Annotated in this window: 19 protein-coding genes and 1 riboswitch; of the genes, 3 read left to right on the plus strand and 16 right to left on the minus strand. The window is 46.7% G+C overall.

Translation table 11 applies throughout. The features are described from left to right. Nucleotides 1-47: 47 nt before the first annotated feature. From AC787_RS14795 to spoIIR, 6 genes are all read right to left on the minus strand, one after another. Nucleotides 48-653 carry a TIGR01440 family protein gene (locus AC787_RS14795; protein WP_054025474.1) on the minus strand — a complete coding sequence of 202 codons (606 nt, stop codon included), beginning with the start codon at nucleotides 651-653 and terminating at the stop codon, nucleotides 48-50. 16 nt (nucleotides 654-669) lie between these two features. Beyond that, nucleotides 670-1,128 (minus strand): ribose 5-phosphate isomerase B, encoded by a 459-nt coding sequence (gene rpiB, locus AC787_RS14800; protein WP_054025475.1) that lies wholly within the window; start codon nucleotides 1,126-1,128, stop codon nucleotides 670-672. A gap of 97 nt (nucleotides 1,129-1,225) precedes the next feature. Then, a riboswitch (ZMP/ZTP riboswitch) is annotated at nucleotides 1,226-1,306 on the minus strand. A gap of 77 nt (nucleotides 1,307-1,383) precedes the next feature. Then, nucleotides 1,384-1,962: a low molecular weight protein arginine phosphatase gene (locus AC787_RS14805; RefSeq protein WP_054025476.1), complete on the minus strand. Its 579-nt coding sequence runs from the start codon at nucleotides 1,960-1,962 to the stop codon at nucleotides 1,384-1,386. A 137-nt stretch (nucleotides 1,963-2,099) separates the two neighbouring features. Then, nucleotides 2,100-2,660, minus strand: coding sequence for a manganese efflux pump MntP family protein (locus AC787_RS14810; RefSeq protein WP_054025477.1), 561 nt, complete (start codon nucleotides 2,658-2,660; stop codon nucleotides 2,100-2,102). Nucleotides 2,661-2,783: 123 nt separating this feature from the next. After that, the gene (locus tag AC787_RS14815; protein ID WP_054025478.1) at nucleotides 2,784-3,845 is read right to left on the minus strand and encodes an L-threonylcarbamoyladenylate synthase; all 1,062 of its coding nucleotides are present in this window, start codon (nucleotides 3,843-3,845) and stop codon (nucleotides 2,784-2,786) included. Nucleotides 3,846-3,969: 124 nt separating this feature from the next. Continuing rightward, on the minus strand, nucleotides 3,970-4,734 hold the full coding sequence (gene spoIIR / locus AC787_RS14820) for a stage II sporulation protein R (protein ID WP_082360778.1): 765 nt from the start codon (nucleotides 4,732-4,734) through the stop codon (nucleotides 3,970-3,972). Between the two features lie 184 nt (nucleotides 4,735-4,918). On the opposite strand from spoIIR, the gene AC787_RS14825 reads away from it, so the two are divergent. Together AC787_RS14825 and AC787_RS14830 are read left to right on the plus strand one after the other, a co-directional pair. Beyond that, the gene (locus AC787_RS14825) at nucleotides 4,919-5,791 is read left to right on the plus strand and encodes an RNA polymerase sigma-70 factor (protein WP_054025479.1); all 873 of its coding nucleotides are present in this window, start codon (nucleotides 4,919-4,921) and stop codon (nucleotides 5,789-5,791) included. Nucleotides 5,792-5,951: 160 nt separating this feature from the next. Further along, entirely contained in the window at nucleotides 5,952-6,389 is a 438-nt protein-coding gene (locus AC787_RS14830) for a carboxymuconolactone decarboxylase family protein (protein WP_054025480.1), read from the plus strand. A gap of 133 nt (nucleotides 6,390-6,522) precedes the next feature. Here the strand turns inward: AC787_RS14830 and prmC are convergent, their stop codons facing one another. The 3 genes from prmC to ychF all read right to left on the minus strand — a co-directional run bounded on the left by prmC (nucleotide 6,523) and on the right by ychF (nucleotide 10,124). After that, nucleotides 6,523-7,473, minus strand: coding sequence for a peptide chain release factor N(5)-glutamine methyltransferase (gene prmC / locus AC787_RS14835; protein WP_054025481.1), 951 nt, complete (start codon nucleotides 7,471-7,473; stop codon nucleotides 6,523-6,525). A gap of 240 nt (nucleotides 7,474-7,713) precedes the next feature. Then, a complete protein-coding gene (prfA, locus tag AC787_RS14840) occupies nucleotides 7,714-8,784 on the minus strand; it encodes a peptide chain release factor 1 (protein ID WP_054025482.1) in 1,071 nt (356 codons plus the stop codon). Nucleotides 8,785-9,023: 239 nt separating this feature from the next. After that, on the minus strand, nucleotides 9,024-10,124 hold the full coding sequence (gene ychF, locus AC787_RS14845) for a redox-regulated ATPase YchF (RefSeq protein ID WP_054025483.1): 1,101 nt from the start codon (nucleotides 10,122-10,124) through the stop codon (nucleotides 9,024-9,026). Between the two features lie 216 nt (nucleotides 10,125-10,340). On the opposite strand from ychF, the gene AC787_RS34465 reads away from it, so the two are divergent. Beyond that, a complete protein-coding gene (locus tag AC787_RS34465; RefSeq protein WP_162839312.1) occupies nucleotides 10,341-10,484 on the plus strand; it encodes a hypothetical protein in 144 nt (47 codons plus the stop codon). A 119-nt stretch (nucleotides 10,485-10,603) separates the two neighbouring features. On the opposite strand, the gene AC787_RS14850 is transcribed toward AC787_RS34465, so the two are convergent. From AC787_RS14850 to AC787_RS14880, 7 genes are all read right to left on the minus strand, one after another. Beyond that, nucleotides 10,604-12,988 (minus strand): S-layer homology domain-containing protein, encoded by a 2,385-nt coding sequence (locus AC787_RS14850; RefSeq protein ID WP_054025484.1) that lies wholly within the window; start codon nucleotides 12,986-12,988, stop codon nucleotides 10,604-10,606. A gap of 139 nt (nucleotides 12,989-13,127) precedes the next feature. Continuing rightward, nucleotides 13,128-14,390 (minus strand): phospholipid carrier-dependent glycosyltransferase, encoded by a 1,263-nt coding sequence (locus AC787_RS14855; protein ID WP_054025485.1) that lies wholly within the window; start codon nucleotides 14,388-14,390, stop codon nucleotides 13,128-13,130. A 31-nt stretch (nucleotides 14,391-14,421) separates the two neighbouring features. After that, nucleotides 14,422-14,766 (minus strand): EamA family transporter, encoded by a 345-nt coding sequence (locus AC787_RS14860; RefSeq protein WP_054025486.1) that lies wholly within the window; start codon nucleotides 14,764-14,766, stop codon nucleotides 14,422-14,424. Then, on the minus strand, nucleotides 14,766-15,110 hold the full coding sequence (locus AC787_RS14865; RefSeq protein WP_054025487.1) for a DUF2304 domain-containing protein: 345 nt from the start codon (nucleotides 15,108-15,110) through the stop codon (nucleotides 14,766-14,768). The genes AC787_RS14860 and AC787_RS14865 overlap by 1 nt, the downstream gene beginning before the upstream one ends. A gap of 188 nt (nucleotides 15,111-15,298) precedes the next feature. Next, nucleotides 15,299-16,081: a glycosyltransferase family 2 protein gene (locus tag AC787_RS14870; RefSeq protein ID WP_235560983.1), complete on the minus strand. Its 783-nt coding sequence runs from the start codon at nucleotides 16,079-16,081 to the stop codon at nucleotides 15,299-15,301. Nucleotides 16,082-16,365: 284 nt separating this feature from the next. Beyond that, a complete protein-coding gene (gene trxA, locus AC787_RS14875) occupies nucleotides 16,366-16,677 on the minus strand; it encodes a thioredoxin (protein WP_054025488.1) in 312 nt (103 codons plus the stop codon). A 73-nt stretch (nucleotides 16,678-16,750) separates the two neighbouring features. Then, nucleotides 16,751-17,170: an RrF2 family transcriptional regulator gene (locus tag AC787_RS14880; protein WP_054025489.1), complete on the minus strand. Its 420-nt coding sequence runs from the start codon at nucleotides 17,168-17,170 to the stop codon at nucleotides 16,751-16,753.

The following is a 17,170-nucleotide window of genomic DNA, read 5'->3' on the forward strand; positions in this document are numbered from 1 at the left end:
ATTAGAAACCCTTTATTTAAAATCAAATCATTATGATCATAAATCAACTATTCGCATGTCCCAGCAGATTGCTGTGCCGTTATATCCGTGCTCAGCTCGTATACTGCACGGGAGCCGCCTATTAATTTCGGTCTCGTAATGGCCATCGTGACATGGGCTCCGCCAATTTCACGAATAGTCGGACGAACGGGAACAGCCACCCGCTTCAAATGCATGCCAATAAACGTATCACCGATATCGATACCCGCATGGGCCTGTACCGTTTCCACCAGACAAGGTGCCTTCAGCTGACGATAGGCGTATGCCGCCATTGATCCGCCCGCTTTCGGTACCGGAATTGCACCTACGATGCCTAGTCCCAATCGTTCTGCGGAAGCTTGATCAATCACAAGCGCACGATTCAGATGCTCGCAGCATTGATAAACCGGAATGAAGCCAACCTCGCTGCGAACCGCTTCAACGCCTGCGTAAATTTGTGCAGCCGTTTCAATTGTACCCGAAGTTCCAATGCGGTGACCGAGCACCTCACTAGTACTTACACCGATTACTAGCAGCTGACTCATAACAAGCTTGCCTGCCGTAACTAGCTCCCGAACAATTTGTTCCACCTGCTCTGAAATGCTTCCAAACTGTACGTTTTCGTCTACGTTCATTGCGATTGCCCCCTAATTAGGACTGGCTGCTGTTCTGTTCTTCAATTTGTTTCACTTTATTAAGACGACCGACATGACGTTCTCCGTTCGAGAACGGCGTATCAAGCCAGATGCGAATAATTTCAAGTGCCACTCCAGGACCAACCACTCGTTCCCCAAGCGCCAAAACATTCGTATCATTATGCTCCCGAGTTGCTTGGGCTGAGAACATGTCATTCACGAGTGCACAGCGGATACCGCGTACTTTATTTGCCGCAATCGTCATACCGATACCCGTTCCGCAAATCAGTATACCGCGCTCTGCTTTGCCGCTTGTAACAAGGTCGCATACGGGCAATGCATAGTCCGGATAATCGACTGATTGGTCACAGTTGCAACCAACATCTTCAATTTCATGGCCAAGCGACAGAAGAAACGGTACAACGACGTCCTTCAAACGGTATCCAGCATGATCAGCACCAATAGCAATTTTCAACGTAAAGACCTCCTTAGAAATGTAACATCACAGTGCTAGTATACCTATTTTTGCTCAAAAAGACGAAAAAAGAGCAAGACATGCTTATTAGCATGCTGCTCTTTGCCCAGGCGACCGGCCGTATATTCCGATGCTCCACCGTGGTTACCCACTTCCGTCGCCAGTTACATCGGAAACCGTATATTGTCATTTTATAATAACTGAAACGGCTTAAAAAATCAATCCATTAAACAGCTGAAGCTGTCCTGTCACGAATTATCTTTTGGCCAGCTTGTCCAGCAGCTTGACGAGTGCATCCTCTATTTCATTGGCGCTGCTGTTGTATATAGCAAGCGAGCCTCCGAAAGGATCAACGATGTCAAAGCTCGGTATACGACGCTCCAGTTCGAGCAATCGTCTTCTCTCGCCAGTTGTCAGCTGCTGACCCAGCGCTTGCTTCATATGAAGCTCCGTATATAGCTGCTCCAGTTCTTCAATATCAGCGAGCACCTGAGCGTCTTGATTCGCATATTCCTTTAGCGTATAGATTTTGTCAACCGCTTCGGGATGCCATTGCAGCAATCCACGTTTATGATTAACCGTCATCGTCAAAATAATATCAGCCCAACCGACCGCCTCGCTCGTAAGCGCCAGCGACGTGCTCTTGTGCTCGATGTCCCGCTGCCTAAGTGTTTCCACTGCTTGAGCTGACACTGGCAGGCCATCAATGGTGGATATGCCTGCGGAGCGAACGGCGACGGTAATTCCTCTCAAAGCAGCCATCCGGCGAAGCATAGCCTCTGCCATTGGCGAGCGGCATGTATTGCCTGTACAAACAAATAAAATACGTTTCACACTGCCAACTCCTTTTGCACGTTATGCCAAACTGTTCAACGATCAAGCAGAAACGCCTTCGGCGTCCTTTAGACGCTGAAGCACCTTTGACGGTGAAATATAAATAAGTATTAGAAGATGATCTACTTTCTTATCTTTTAAAAAATAAACAAGATGCCGAATACGAATAAAATCCCTCCGCCTATTGCCTCTCCATATTCGCCAAGCTGACCGCTGACTTTACGGCCAAGCATTAAGCCAAATATCGACATCACACCGCCGAGCAGGCCAATAAGCAGAACCGTCATCAACATGTTTGCTGCGAACATCCCAAGCGTAATGCCAACTGAGAATGAGTCAATACTGACGCTAAGTGAAAGCACGAGCAAACCCCACAAGGATTTATGGTCAAAGGATTGAACCGCCTCACCGCGCAGCGAGCTATAAATCATGTGTCCGCCGAGCAGTACCAGCAAAATACCCGCCGCAGTCGTGGCCACATCTCCAAGCAGGGAGCCTACGTATTGACCTGTAAAAATGCCTGCCAGCGGCATAATCATATGGAACAACGCGATAACAACGCCCAGCTTCAATATTTCCCTTAGCCTTATGCCTTTGAGCCCGATGCCCAGTCCAAGAGAAAAAGCGTCTAGACTGAGCGCCACCGCAATAATGAGCAGCGTTAAAAACTGTCCAGCTTGCAATTGTGCTTCAATCACAGCCTATCTCCCCCATGTCCGCTTGTAGTCTTTACCAAACATATGCGGACATGAGGACAAACATACTAGTGCGGTTTCAGGCTAATTTTGTTTGGAAAATGATATTCACTCCTAGATCACTTTCTATACGCGAATAATTCGGTTTCCAGCCGCTTTGGCTAGCCGATTCATTAGTGCTGCGCCGATGCCGTGCTCACTGCAGCTCTCTGCCCAAATGCGCTGAGCGCCAGCTCCGTCAAAATCACGCAATGCCGCATAAAGCTGATGAGCCGCTGTGCCAAGCTCCTCCTCACTGCCTAACGAGAATACATAATCCGCATCGTAGCGATCCAATCTTTCCTCGAAGGCGAGCACGCCAGTTACCTCGCCGCGCTCCCTTGCAGCTCCAACTTGATCTTGAATGTATGCTGAGACAGCTTCAAAATCACCCTGTACCAGCTCGAGCTCCCCTTTTGGTGCATAATGTGTATATTTCATGCCTGGAGATCGCGGGGCCGACTCTGGTTCTTCTATTGAGGCGCTATCAATTGCCGCAGAGGGTGCCGCTTTCTGAAGCGCTTCGCGAGTAATTCCGCCTGGCCGCAAAATACGAATGCTATTCTCGCCAGCGAGCTCGATCACCGTTGACTCGAGGCCGACACCAGTCGCACCGTCATCAATGAGGCCATCGATGCGTCCATCCAGATCCTCCAGCACATGCTCAGCAAGTGTAGGACTTGGCCTTCCAGATCGGTTGGCGCTCGGTGCTGCGACCGGACAATCTGCTATCTCAAGCAGCGCCAACGCCGTTCTGTGATCAGGAATTCGAATACCGACGGTAGATAGTCCAGCCGTTACGAGCGGCGATAACGCATTTTCACGAACGGGCAGCACAATGGTAAGCGGTCCTGGCCAAAAGTTTTCCATCAGCGATGAAGCCAGTTCAGAATAAGGCAGCACAAGCTCATCTAATTGCTTGCGATTGGCAATATGCACAATTAGAGGATTGTCCGATGGACGCCCCTTTGCGGTGAAAATTCGCTCAACCGCCGCTGTGCATCGAGCATCCGCGCCAAGCCCATAAACCGTCTCGGTCGGGAAAGCAATAAGGCCGCCTTCTCTTAATTGATTCGCGGCTTCCGATAGTTCTTCCCGCAGTTGATGATCATGAGCCTTATTCACGCGCCATACATTTGTTTTAGTCATCTCTATCCTTCAATCCTTGCTCTTAATTGAAATTGTTCATTCATTCGCTATTATAGCATAAGCACCCGTAAACAAGCAGAAACGACGGCTGCGTCTTCACCTTTAAAGGCGCAGCTGTCGTTTCTTATGAAAACAGTGATTTTATCCAATCAATGAAGGACTTGATCATTTCCCAAAGAAAAAATTTCGCTTCTGGCGCTTCACCTTGAGAAGGAGTGTCTGCAGAAGCTGTTTCTAGTGCAGTTGTCTTGGCAGGTGCAGTATCCGATTTCACTGCCGCTGCTTGTTCTGTCTCTGCTCCAGATGCTGCCGCTGCCTCACCGCTTACAGCGTCGATAAAACATAGTGGCGGGAACAGTACGCACCACCAATTTTGACCGCCGCCTTCACCAAGTGTAATACGTAATGCTTCATAGTCTCCAGCAGGGTAAACTTGATTGCCGTACATCTTCGTCGGGAACGGAACCATGCCAAGCTCTGCGGAGGAGCTATATTCAAAGCCGCGGCTCTTCAACACTTCCGCTGTAATCCGTTCAATTTCAGGCATATTGGCGAGAATCGTCTGACGTGCTTCCTCAATTGTCTGAGGGCCCGTTACCCAACTATTCATCGCTTTAACGATTTCATCCCGGACAAGACGCTTCACGACTTGATCAGCAGGATTATCGGAATTGGCTAAAATACGAAGGCGAATCGCTTCCTGCGGAATTTCTCCGCCCGCAACCGCAGCATCCATTTGCTGGGCTTCCCAGCTCATAATTAAGACAATAAGTGCAAAAATAATAAAACCATACGATTTACGATAAACTAACTTATTAGAATGACCCGAATTAGAATGAGCGGATTTTGAAATATTGGAATAGGAATGAAGGGAATAATGGCTGGACATATAACACAAGCTCCTCTCGTCGCACCCGTCAGTGCGTCTGCTTGCGTTCCGGAACGTATCTATCCGTCATTATGTCCGTTTACCCGAATATATAAACCTAGCAATCTATCTATTTTTGATCCTATCGCATACGCCCTTCTAGCAAGTTATAATAATGTCAGTAAATGTGAAGGATGGATGCTTGATGGATTTCCAAAAAACCTATACAGCTTATCGACCGCTGCTCCATTCGATTGCTTATCGAATGCTTGGCACGTTCAATGAGGCTGAGGATCTCGTTCAGGATGTTTTTGCAGACTACAGTCTTCTAGACCTCAGTGAGATTAAAAATGAAAAAGCCTATCTCGTTCGAATGCTCACTAACCGCTCGATCAATCTCAGTCAATCTGCACGCAAAAGAAAAGAAGTCTATGTTGGACATTGGCTGCCCGAACCAGACGTCAGCACGACCAAACAAGACCCTGCTGAAATTTATGCGGAGCAGGAAGACATTTCTTATGCTCTGCTTGTTATGCTTGAGCAGCTTACAGCAGTTGAGCGGGCTGTGTTTATACTTAGAGAAACACTCCAATACGATTATGAGGAAATCGCTTCATGCTTACATAAAACGGCAGCCAATTGCCGTAAAATATACAGCCGAGCTAAAGAGAAGCTTCAAGAGAAAAGGACTCTGCTTCCCACAAACACGGTCAAAGCAGAGCCGCTTGCTGTCGCATTCATGGAAGCAGCTGCTTCTGGAAACTTCGATAAATTGGTTTCTCTTTTGTCGGAAGAAGCGATTCTTATTTCCGATGGAGGCGGCAAGGTGCGTGCAGCTATCTTCGCTATAATTAGCAGAGCCAGAGTCATCGCCTTTTTGAAGGGTGTAATTCCGAGGACCTTCTTGGGAGATGGCCATCAATTCGCTGACGTTAACGGACAAGCTGGTGTCATCGTGAACAAAGACGGCATGCCAAGAAGCGTTATCAGCTTTCAACTGGATGAGGAAGGGCAGAAGGTTGAGCGGATTTATGTCATGTTGAATCCCGACAAGCTGAAGCATGTTCGGATTGAATGATCTGTTTAAAATTGGGACCTCCACCTATTCAGATAGACGGAGTATGGGGCAACCCGAAATAAATTAAACCTTATTATCAATCTGCTGTCACATCCGATCGCTGTGTTTTGTCTTAGAGGATGAAAGCAAATAAATCAGAACGCAGAGGAGAATGAGAAACATGTCAGAAAGAATCCAGATAGCCAAAGAAATACCCGCCGCATATAAAGCAATGGTTGGATTGGAACAATACCTAGGCACTACTAGCATCGACAAGCAGCTGCAAGAATTGATTAAAATTCGCGCATCGCAAATAAATGGCTGTGCGTACTGCATTAACATGCACACGAAGGACGCAAGAAGCCTGGGTGAAACCGAGCAACGGATTTATGCTTTAAGCGCTTGGCGTGATACGCCGTATTTCACGAAGGAAGAACGAGCGATACTCGCCTTAACAGAATCGGTCACAGTCATTACGAAGGAACATGTGCCCGATGCTGTGTATGAAGAAGCTGCGCGGTATTTCGAAAGCAAACAAATCGGAGAAATCATTATGGCAATTATTACGATCAACGCATGGAATCGCATCGCGATAAGCACCAATATGATGCCGGAATAAGGATTAGAGGCGTATTATACTTGTCGCATTAAAGTTTGCTTAGGGATAAGGGATACATGTGCAATGGAGAGTCAGATAAATACAAAAAGCGGTTCCTCTTTCTTAGAGGAACCGCTTTTTACTGCGAGCGAAGTTAATGCTTCGTCGCAATGACGTGACGCTCGATTCCAGCGTAGTCACTGATGATGCGAATGTCATCCCATTGCGACATTTCTCGCATCATGTCAGCGACGATGCGAGGCTGGCCCATGCCGAGCTCGAAAGCGACGATGCGAGGCATTTGCTCAAGCAGCGGAAGCTGCTCCAGCATACGCCGGTAGGGTATTAACCCGTCCGGCCCGCCTTCCAGCGCGAGATGCGGCTCATAGTCGCGCACCTCGCGCTGCAGCCCTTGCATGTCAGCCGCCGGTATGTACGGCGGGTTGGATACGAGCACGTCGATGCGCAGCTCGTCGTGCCGGAGTTCACTCTGCTCATGCCCAGTTATAAAGGGCATGAGCAGGTCGCCCTGCACGAACTTCAGACGATCCGCAGCTTCATGGCGGATCGCGTTCGTGCGGGCGACTGCCAGCGCGTCCGGCGATAGATCGGATGCGCATACGCGCCATGCGGGACGCTGCGTAGCTAGCGTTACGGCGATGGCGCCGCTGCCTGTGCCGACGTCGACAATTGTCGGCGGCTGCATTTCCCCTGCAATCATCGCAGGGGGCCAAATAAGATCCGCTGCGTCAAGCACCGCTTCTACGAGCAGCTCCGTCTCCGGACGCGGAATGAGTACCGCAGGCGTGACTGTAAATGGCCGGCCATAAAACCATTGCTCACCAATAATATATTGAACCGGCTCCCCAGCTGCCTTACGCCGTACGAGGCCTTCCCAATCCGCTAACCGCTCAATAGGAAACAATTCACCGCCATCACGAAGCAGCGCAGCTCGGTCCATATGTAGCAAATGCATGAGCAATAGCTCAGCATTGTTGCGCGGCTCTTCCACCGTTTCCGACTGCAGGATCTCGGTCGCTTGCATGCAAGCTTGCCGCAACGTTAGCGGCTCAACGAACCATTGCTCCTCCGAATGCTTGCTCATCCCTGTATCGCCCTTTCAAATCTAAAGTCTATTCCGTCACGCATTACTTGCCGCCACTCTATTCCCCAGTACCACTTCTCAGCTTACTACAACAAACTAAGCTCACTGCTATACCCCAGCCAACAGCAAGCCGTCATCTCACACATTCGCATCGTACGCTTGCATCGCTTCCCCAAACCGAATAAAACGCCAGACCTCTGATTGCTTATGATAAGCAACCAGCGACCTAGCGCAACATTGTTAAGCCATTTCACGTTCCATAAGATCAGCTTGCTCTGCAATCGTCAGAGAAGAAATAACCTCTGACAAATCGCCGTTCATAACTGAATCGAGCTTATGAAGCGTCAATCCAATACGGTGATCCGTTACACGGCTTTGCGGGAAATTGTATGTGCGAATACGTTCGCTGCGATCTCCCGTTCCGACCTTGCTCTTACGCTCGCCCGCATATTTTGCTTCTTCTTCTTGGCGGCGAACATCGGAAATACGTGCACGAAGCACTGCAAGTGCTTTCGCCTTGTTCTCATTTTGTGATTTGCCATCCTGACAGGTGGCCATAATACCCGTTGGAACATGCAATACACGCACCGCAGATTTCGTTGTATTAACAGACTGTCCGCCTGCTCCACTGGAACAGAAAGTATCTATACGAATATCCTTGTCGAGAATCTCAACCTCTACATCTTCAACCTCCGGCATAACAGCTACCGTCGAAGTCGATGTATGGATACGTCCGCCCGATTCCGTTACAGGAATACGCTGCACGCGATGTGCACCACTTTCGAACTTCATCTTGCTGTACGCGCCTTTGCCCGTAATCATAAAGATAACCTCTTTGAATCCGCCAACGTCATTTTCGCTGAAGTCCATCAACTCTACGCGCCAGCCTTGAGCATCCGCAAACTTCGTGTACATACGATATAGCTCATATGCGAACAAAGCAGCTTCATCTCCGCCAGCCGCACCGCGAATTTCGACAATAACGTTCTTGTCATCATTAGGGTCCTTCGGCAATAGAACGATACGAATTTGCTCATCAAGCTCAGCTTGACGCTTGCTCAATTCGTCGATTTCCATTTTAACCATTTCACGCATTTCGTCATCGAGTTTCTCAGCTTGCATCAGCTTAGCGTCGCCCAGCTGCTCGGTAACTTGTTTATATTCCGTAAAGGCATCATATGCCTCTTGTAAATCCGACTGCTCCTTGGAAAGCTCTCTAAGCCGTTTGGGATCACTGGATACATCCGGATCACACAACAGCTCACTCAGCTTCTCATACCGGTTTGCGAGTGCTTCTAAACGGTCAAACACGATCATTCACCTCTGTTTATTCCATTAGGATAATGTTCATTATACCATACCATCGAATTTCTATCGACTGCTGGTTTCGATTTACAGCCAGCTAATCATGCCTATTTTTACGAACCGCTTCAATCTTCATATGCCAAGCAACAGCCATTGGTTACTGGACATCAAGCTGTGGCGCTAACAGCAGCAAAGCCCTGTAAGCGCAAAGCTGCACTTACAGGGCTCTATTATTCCCCTAATATTTACACGTTAAAACGGAAATGGATAACATCGCCGTCACGCACGACGTATTCTTTACCCTCGAGACGAACTTGCCCCTTCTCACGAGCCGCTACCATGGAACCAGCAGCTGCAAGATCCGTGAAGGAAACAACCTCAGCACGAATGAATCCACGTTCGAAATCGGTATGAATAACGCCAGCCGCTTGCGGTGCTTTTGTTCCGCTGCGAATCGTCCATGCGCGAACCTCTTGTACACCCGCCGTGAAATACGTGTATAGACCAAGCAGCTTGTACGCAGCACTGATCAAACGGTTCAAGCCCGACTCCGACATGCCCAGCTCCTCAAGGAACATTTCTTTGTCTTCGCCTTCAAGCTCAGCAATCTCAGCTTCAACCTTCGCGCTGATTGGCACTACTTCTGCGCCCTCTGCAGCTGCGAACTCGCGTACTTTTTGTACGTACTCATTGCCGTCTGAATTTGAAACCTCGTCTTCGCTCACGTTAGCGGCATACAATACCGTCTTCATTGTCAACAAATGCAAATCACGAACAAGCAGCTTCTCATCATCGCTCAGCTCCAGGCTGCGCGCAGGCATGTCGTTATACAACGCTTCCTTAATGCGTTCAAGCACTTCGATTTCCTGAGCAACCTTCTTGTCCCCACCCTTAAGATTTTTACGGGAGCGTTCAATTTTTTTATCAACTGAATCGATATCCGCCAAAATAAGCTCCAAATTAATCGTTTGGATATCGCTAATTGGATCTACCTTACCCGATACATGCGTAATGTTGTCATCTTGGAAGCAGCGAACCACATGAACAATGGCATCTACCTCGCGGATATGCGCCAAAAATTTATTGCCCAAACCTTCGCCCTTGCTCGCGCCAGCAACCAAGCCGGCAATATCTACAAACTCAAACGCCGTAGGTACGATGCTCTTAGGAACAACTAGCTCAACCAGCTTGTCCAAACGCTCGTCCGGTACCTCAACAACACCAACGTTAGGATCTATTGTACAAAAAGGATAATTGGCAGATTCTGCGCCTGCTTGCGTAATTGCGTTAAACAATGTTGATTTGCCGACGTTGGGCAAACCTACTATTCCTGCTTTCAATGCCATGCTATAAGACACCCCTATTTTCCCGAAAGTAAACAACTCCAGCTATTATACCCCAGCGTCACCTACTTTGAAAGTGCCATCCGTTAAGCCTAAGTGGCATTTGCTGGCTTCCTTGGCAAATGAAGATTCAGAATGATTAGCCGGGCTGCGGAAATACTATGTTGGTGCTGGCTTGATCCGTGCATAAAAGCACCTAAAATTTAAGGAGGCAAACTTATGGAAAATCAGACTCATAAAGGAAATTACAAAGGGACGACGAATATGAAAGCCAAAAACCAGGATATGGCATTCGTCAATGATACGATTGAGGATGCGAAGTCTGTAACAAATTTTAGCTCAAAAAAGAAGAAAACCGATTAACTTTCGTCCAGTGAAATGAAACACATGTAAACTATGGCTCCATATATATAAATAAAGCCTGGATTCTACAAGCACGCCGCACGTCTCGTAGAATCCAGGTTTCTTGTTTTAGTATTACGTTACATGCGTAGGGGGGCCTCTTGCAGCTCAGCGCGTGATTGAAGGTAACGGAAAAATGCTACCGAAGCTTCACCTCGCGTCACCTGCTTCTTAGGCAAAAACTTACCATCCGACAAGCTCATAATTTTAAGACCTACCACAATTGCCGCCTGCCCCTTGTTTTCAATCTCAGCCGAGTCTTTAAACGAGGCTTTAAATATATGATCGTAATTCGCAAGTGCATTATAACCAAGTGCTCGAACGATCAGCTCCGCCATTTCATCACGGGATACTTTACCGCTAGGGTTAAAGGAACCATCGCCAACATCAATCAAATTTTGTTCCAATGCGCTTTCTACATACACGAAATAGCTGGAGTCCGCAGCTACATCATTAAATGAAGCTTTACCCATAAGCTGATTACTGAAGGACATCGAGAGCGGTGATACTCCGCTGCTTCGTGCAAGCACAAGCATTTTAATTAACTCTCCACGTGTAACTGCTTCATTGGGACGCACAAGACCATCCTTCACATCAAGCGCTTTGTAAGCAACCATTAGCTCAAGCTGTCGCTGCGCAAAATGTCCCTCAATATCCTTCGCTTTCGGCTTCTCAAGCTGCGTAACTTCACCTGTTTCCCGATTGCGCCAGCCACCTGTTTCTGCATCAAGAAATACCGATTCATCCATTAGTCTTGGTACAAGTTGGTAAACAAGTTCAGCATTAGTTGACTTTTCAACCTCGTCGCCTCTTATTTCGCCTGAAGCAATCATCAACTTATATTTCTCAATTGGAATAGGTTGCCCGTTCCATGAGAAGTTTTGTACAAGCCGGTACGTAAGCTGTGTTCGATAATAGTCGAGCCAGCTGTCAACAGCCTGTTCCTTCTTAATCAAAACAGGTGCTTGAGCTGGATAATCAAAGTTCGACAAATTGGCATCATAATTTACTACTTCTCCAGTGCTCGAATGGATGGCCAAATTGACGTTGTCGTATTCAACCGCTGCGCCATAAATTTTGTGCACGAAATTGAAATAGTATTGCCTTGGTTCTCCTGCGTCGAGCCCCTCATATTGCTTCGGATCAGGTTTAACAAAATAAAGCTCGTCAGTCAGCCAAGGCAAGCGCTTCTTAATCGCGTCCACTGCTAATGCAGATGCTTGCTCAAGCGTCACCTTTGGACTGCCAGACTGGCTTTGCTCGTTATACATATATGCATTAAAATGGCGAACGTCTCCAGTACGCCCGTTAACTGAGGCTGACGCTGAGCCAATCTCCTTGCCATCCTTTTTTACAGTCCAATTCAGCTGCCAATACGCTTCTGTTTCACCTGTGCTCTCATTATTATTTTCACTGTAATTGGAACCGTTCAGCTCCGCTCCAGCAGGCAGCGCAAAAGCAGCTTTTACCGCATCAATTGCTTGCTTCTCGGTAACTGTTCCCGCCTTAGGCTCATCTCCTAAAGGTTTCTCGGACACCGGTGTTTCCGATATCGTCCCCGCTCTAAAGTAACTGTCTCTCGATTGGTCCTTTAACTGGCCAGTAACAGCATCGATCGATATAGGCTGCAGTTCATAACTTAGCAAAGGCTTTCTTTTCCCCTGCATATTGTAAGGCACGATATAAGCTAGCTGCGGTGCAGCAGCTGCTCGGAGCTTGTTATTTGCTTCTTCCATAGTCAGTTTTGCATCAACTTTCGGGAAGTTAATCGTATCATCCCACTGCAAAGAGTACCTGCGAATATGCCCCTCACTATCCACTTCAAGCTCAATGTAGTTATCCACATAGGGGATATCATAGACCAAACGGTCATATCGAATCGAATGTACGACCTCACCAGTAAGCGGCGGGCGCAGTTTTACACCATAATCAGGGTTATATTGAATTTTTCCTTTATAATCAGCTGCTATTTTATCTATGAATTGGAGCGCAATTTGCTGTGCGGCATCACGTTCAACCTTAAGAGGATACGTTGGTTTGGCAGATGGGTTATCAGTATAAGAGTTGAATTCAAGGAGCTGGCCTTTATCCGCATGAATACGCACATAAATGCTCCCCAAATGCTTGCCGTTCACTTTCTTCACGAAGTCGAGTCCCCAAGCATTACGTTTGCCGCCAGCCATCATTTCCATATTGAGACTAGCCCCTTGGAGAACATACTCCTTAGGAATGCTCACGTACTGCCTTGCCAGCGCTTCTGCCTTCTCCTTCGTTATCGCTACATCAACTGGAGCTGCTAATCCTTCTTTCATGATGTCTCCTTCCGACGATGTCACGGCTTGTGCTGCTGCATTCGTCCCTGCTGGCTTGTTTAAGCTCTCAGCAAATACCGATGCGGGCATTATGCTCATAAGCATCGCTGTTGATAGCATAACGGCAAGCCTCTTCCGATTATTGATCTTCACTGTTTCACCCTCCAATGCTTTTCCAATTTATTCATAAATTAGACGCGCTAAACATTATGGAAGTTGCACAATAATAGAAAAAAGACTGCCTTCGGCACATGTCCGTAGGGCAGTCTTTTGCAATATACAGTTAATACGGCTAGGTTGTTCTTCTATGTTCAATATATGCCCATATTTTTTGCAAAATATAAATGCAGAGCCATGAGAACAATATAATAATCAACGGCATAACCGTGAAGTTATAACGGTATTCCGGTACGAACACGAGTCTAATCATCGTCATAACGAAGATGACCACCGCAAGCATGGCTGCTGGATGTCTCCATCTCCATATAAGCGCAAGCAGCGGAATGATCGTGCTGTATATAATCAGTACATGCAAGTAAGCTACCTTCGGATAGGCATTATAGATTGGCGAATGCCCGGAACCGAAGAACATGTGCGTATACGTATATTTGAGCTTTCCTACTGTATACCATTTGACGTATTTCCAAGTTTGCTGCGTGAAGCCAGCTTTAATGCGGGCCCAAGCAACTTCATCCTGAGTCATTCCCGTAGGATCTACGATCTTGTCTGTATAATCTTTATTCGGATAAGTACCCGCTTTGAATGGATTAGACTGGGAAGCTGTCAAGACAAACTCATTTAACGTAACGACGTTCCGTATCCACCAAGGAAGCATCGTAGCCGATAGGCAAAGACCAGTAATAACCCCTAGCAATAGAACTTTTTTGAAAATCGCCCATTTGGATGTTGCCTCGGTCTGCAAACCCGATTTCTTTTTGAACCATTTCTGAAGCAAAAACACGCCGTACAAAGGTACAAATATCGGTAAAAATTCCGCTCTTACAAGTACAGTAAGACCTAATAAAACACCCGCTAACGCAGCGTCCCGCTTACGTTCAGTCCGAAAGGCATATAGCTGCATGGATAAGTAGGCCATTAAGAAAAACAATGCCAGCGTTTCAGTAAGAACGGCTCCGTTCGCCCAAATAAAAGGATGATAAATCGCACTGATAAACAGTGATACTATCGCAACCCATTTATTCCTTGTAGCTTGCATCGCAATCATATAGATGAGAACTAGTGTAGCCATGCTGATTAACACCTGAACCCAGCGAATAAGCGGGAACAGCTCTACACCTATCTGATTAGCCACCACATACATACCTGTCATAAAGAGAGGATAACCCGGCGTTACCCTTGCATTCGGAACCTCTTCCTTATAGGCGTAAATGCCTTTATCCACCAACCGGTGCACCATCTCTTCGTAATACTTCGAATCATGTGAAATGTTATGTTTGACCGATGTAAGAAAATCAACCCTCAGCCACAAGGCAAGCATAAAAATAAGAACGATCGCTATCGTCCATGCTTTGTTTTTCCTAACCCATTCCACCACGTAAATTGATCCTCCCCAATGATAAAGCGGCTTATTTCCAAGCGAGCACGATTACACCCGCCAAAATAATGGCTGCGCCTATCCAGCGCTGCAGCGGTACCGATTCATTAAATATAAATACAGCTGCAACCAGCGCTATTATATAAGCCAAGCTTTGCAGCGGATAGGCTAAGCTAAGCGGCAGCTTCTTAAGTACGTACAACCAGAGAACGGTAGCAATCCCGTACAAAACAAGTCCCGACCAAATATGTGGCGACCACAATAACGAGACCCATGTGTCGCCCTTCGCCGTATCCATTTTGTTCATTCCTGTTTTCCACAATAATTGGCCCGAAACAAGTAGCAAAATATTAAGAAACAATATGATATATGCCATTATGAATCCGACCTTTTGCGTTCATGTAGCTCGTGATGTAAAATACCAAGCTCTTGTGTAAGACGAATGACCTTCTCCGATAATTTGGATACGATGACTGTAAGATGCAAAATGAGCATAATGCAGAACAAAATACCGACCAAGAAAAGCAGTGCCGGCGCATAAGCAATACCAATCGCATGAGCTAAAGTATCAATAATTTGAACACGTACGGACAATATCAACATCACTACACCAAACAAAAGCCACAGCATAGAGTATTGCTCACGGAGCAATCTCCGGTTAATCAACATAATCAGCACAAACAAAAAAACCACACTTGTGATAATCCACAAGGCTTGCATGGTGTATCCTCCTTAAAGTTTGCAGAGCAAACTCTCATCGTAAGCATCAACTAAGTTTTGCCACGCGTAAACGGCTTGTGCCAGAATCTGGCGGCTAGAGCTCGTTTCGCAAAGAAATATAAGCAAGGTATAAAGTTCAAACTTTTACCTTCTTATATTTAGAGCAAACTCTCATCGTAAGCATTTTTCTAAGATTGAACCTCGACCGGCTTCGTTGCTTTCAAGCTGCGAATGAACAACGATAACGTGACCTTAACCATATAATACACCGAACGCATAGCATTTATAGATGAAGTCCCACCTGTACGTGCTTCCATAACAACCGCTACCTCACTTGTACGCAGACCGCTGCGATGAATGAGCACGATCGAATCCACCTCTGGATAGTCTGTCGCATAATCGCTTTGGAATACGGCAATCGCACGTTTATTAGCAGCGCGGAACCCTGAGGTTACGTCCAGCACCCGTTTGCGTGTCATTGCACTAACAATGGTAGACAAAATCTTTATACCGACTCTCCGTGTCGCGGAGGAAAGGAAACCGGTTTGTTCGATAAAGCGCGAGCCAATCGCCAAATCTGCTTTCCCGCTAAGCACTGGATCCAAAATCAAGTGAAGCTGCTCTGCTTTATGCTGACCGTCTCCATCCACTTGAACAGCAACATCATAGTCATAACGGTGAGCATAACGATAGCCGGTCTGCATAGCGCCACCGATACCTAGATTCGTCGGAAGTGTGACAACAGAAGCGCCGTTCGCTTCAGCTACTTCACGTGTACGATCCTTCGAGCCGTCATTGATGACCAGAATATGAGCAGATGGGCAATGCGTCTTCACATCATGTATCACATGGCTTATGCTGTGTTCCTCATTATAAGCCGGAATAATGATTAATATTTTTGAAGATGTTATACCTTGCCGCAGGGACTCACCGGTAACCGTTTTGTCCTTTTTCGTACTGACTGCGTTCACTACATCACCACTCCATAAATCAAAGTTTGGGCACGCTGCTGCGTACAATTATTTTAATTCTACTAACTAAACTAGTATAAAGCAACAGATAAGCTTGGTAATATCCCTTATTATTTCCTTAACTTTCGCTTAATTAGGCCCACTTTTCCGTAAGCACTAAATACCTTTTATACCAATATTATGATAGTAAAAATGAGAGTTTCCAGAAAAAAAAATATCGCCTGCCACCAGTTGCTCACTGATACCAGACGATATTAAGACGGTTATTTATTAAAAAATGTTGCTTACATTTGGCCGGAAATTTTTGCTTTCAATGCATCTTTTGATTGTACGCCAACCATTTTGTCAACGGGTTGACCGTCTTTGAACAAAATCAATGTTGGGATACTCATAACGCCGAATTGTGAAGCAAGCTCCGGCTGTTCGTCAACGTTAATTTTTGCAATTACAGCTTGACCTTCCAGCTCAGCGGAAAGCTCCTCAACGATCGGAAGCTGCATTTTGCAAGGTCCACACCAAGGTGCCCAGAAATCTACAAGGGAAACGCCGTTTTGAATGGACTCGTTAAAGTTTTCTTTCGTCAATGCTACTGCCATTTCAATCATCCTCTCCAAACAATGTGTATGATAAAGGGAATACCCGTCTCACCGCTAATTGAAACATCATTTGCTAACCGCATGCGTGAATTTGTTTCAACACATCCTGAATCGTTATCGCGCTAAAATGACTTTCCAACTGCTTCTCCGCTGTGCAAAATATGCCGAACATCACTTGATTCATATTCGATCCAACGACACAATCCATCTCTGGATTGCCCGAGCACCAACTCGGAATAAGCGAGCCTTGTGCCATCACGCGATAAATATCAGCAAGTGTTACTACACTCGGGTCAATCGTCAGCCTATAGCCGCCTCCTGAGCCTTCGCGCGTATCCACATATCCACTGCGGCGCAAACCACCCATTACCTTGCGAACGCGAGCAGAGTGTGTTCCGACATTCTCGGCGATCATATCACTGCTAGCCATTCTTTCCGGTAAATAAGCCAAGTAAACGAGACTGTGTACGGCAATCGTAAATTCGCTGTTCAC

Origin of the sequence: Bacillus sp. FJAT-28004 (assembly GCF_001280845.1) — a bacterium.
GTDB lineage: Bacteria > Bacillota > Bacilli > Paenibacillales > Paenibacillaceae > Pristimantibacillus.

Bases quoted from the DNA above. Each gene is read 5' to 3' on its own strand.
- AC787_RS14825 (WP_054025479.1), top strand. From the start codon at position 4,919: ATGGATTTCCAAAAAACCTATACAGCTTATCGACCGCTGCTCCATTCG.
- AC787_RS14865 (WP_054025487.1), bottom strand. From the start codon at position 15,110: ATGCAAGCCTTGTGGATTATCACAAGTGTGGTTTTTTTGTTTGTGCTG.
- ychF (WP_054025483.1), bottom strand. From the start codon at position 10,124: ATGGCATTGAAAGCAGGAATAGTAGGTTTGCCCAACGTCGGCAAATCA.
- spoIIR (WP_082360778.1), bottom strand. From the start codon at position 4,734: ATGTCCAGCCATTATTCCCTTCATTCCTATTCCAATATTTCAAAATCC.
- AC787_RS14860 (WP_054025486.1), bottom strand. From the start codon at position 14,766: ATGGCATATATCATATTGTTTCTTAATATTTTGCTACTTGTTTCGGGC.
- AC787_RS14795 (WP_054025474.1), bottom strand. From the start codon at position 653: ATGAACGTAGACGAAAACGTACAGTTTGGAAGCATTTCAGAGCAGGTG.
- AC787_RS34465 (WP_162839312.1), top strand. From the start codon at position 10,341: ATGGAAAATCAGACTCATAAAGGAAATTACAAAGGGACGACGAATATG.
- AC787_RS14830 (WP_054025480.1), top strand. From the start codon at position 5,952: ATGTCAGAAAGAATCCAGATAGCCAAAGAAATACCCGCCGCATATAAA.
- prmC (WP_054025481.1), bottom strand. From the start codon at position 7,473: ATGAGCAAGCATTCGGAGGAGCAATGGTTCGTTGAGCCGCTAACGTTG.
- trxA (WP_054025488.1), bottom strand. From the start codon at position 16,677: ATGGCAGTAGCATTGACGAAAGAAAACTTTAACGAGTCCATTCAAAAC.
- AC787_RS14815 (WP_054025478.1), bottom strand. From the start codon at position 3,845: ATGACTAAAACAAATGTATGGCGCGTGAATAAGGCTCATGATCATCAA.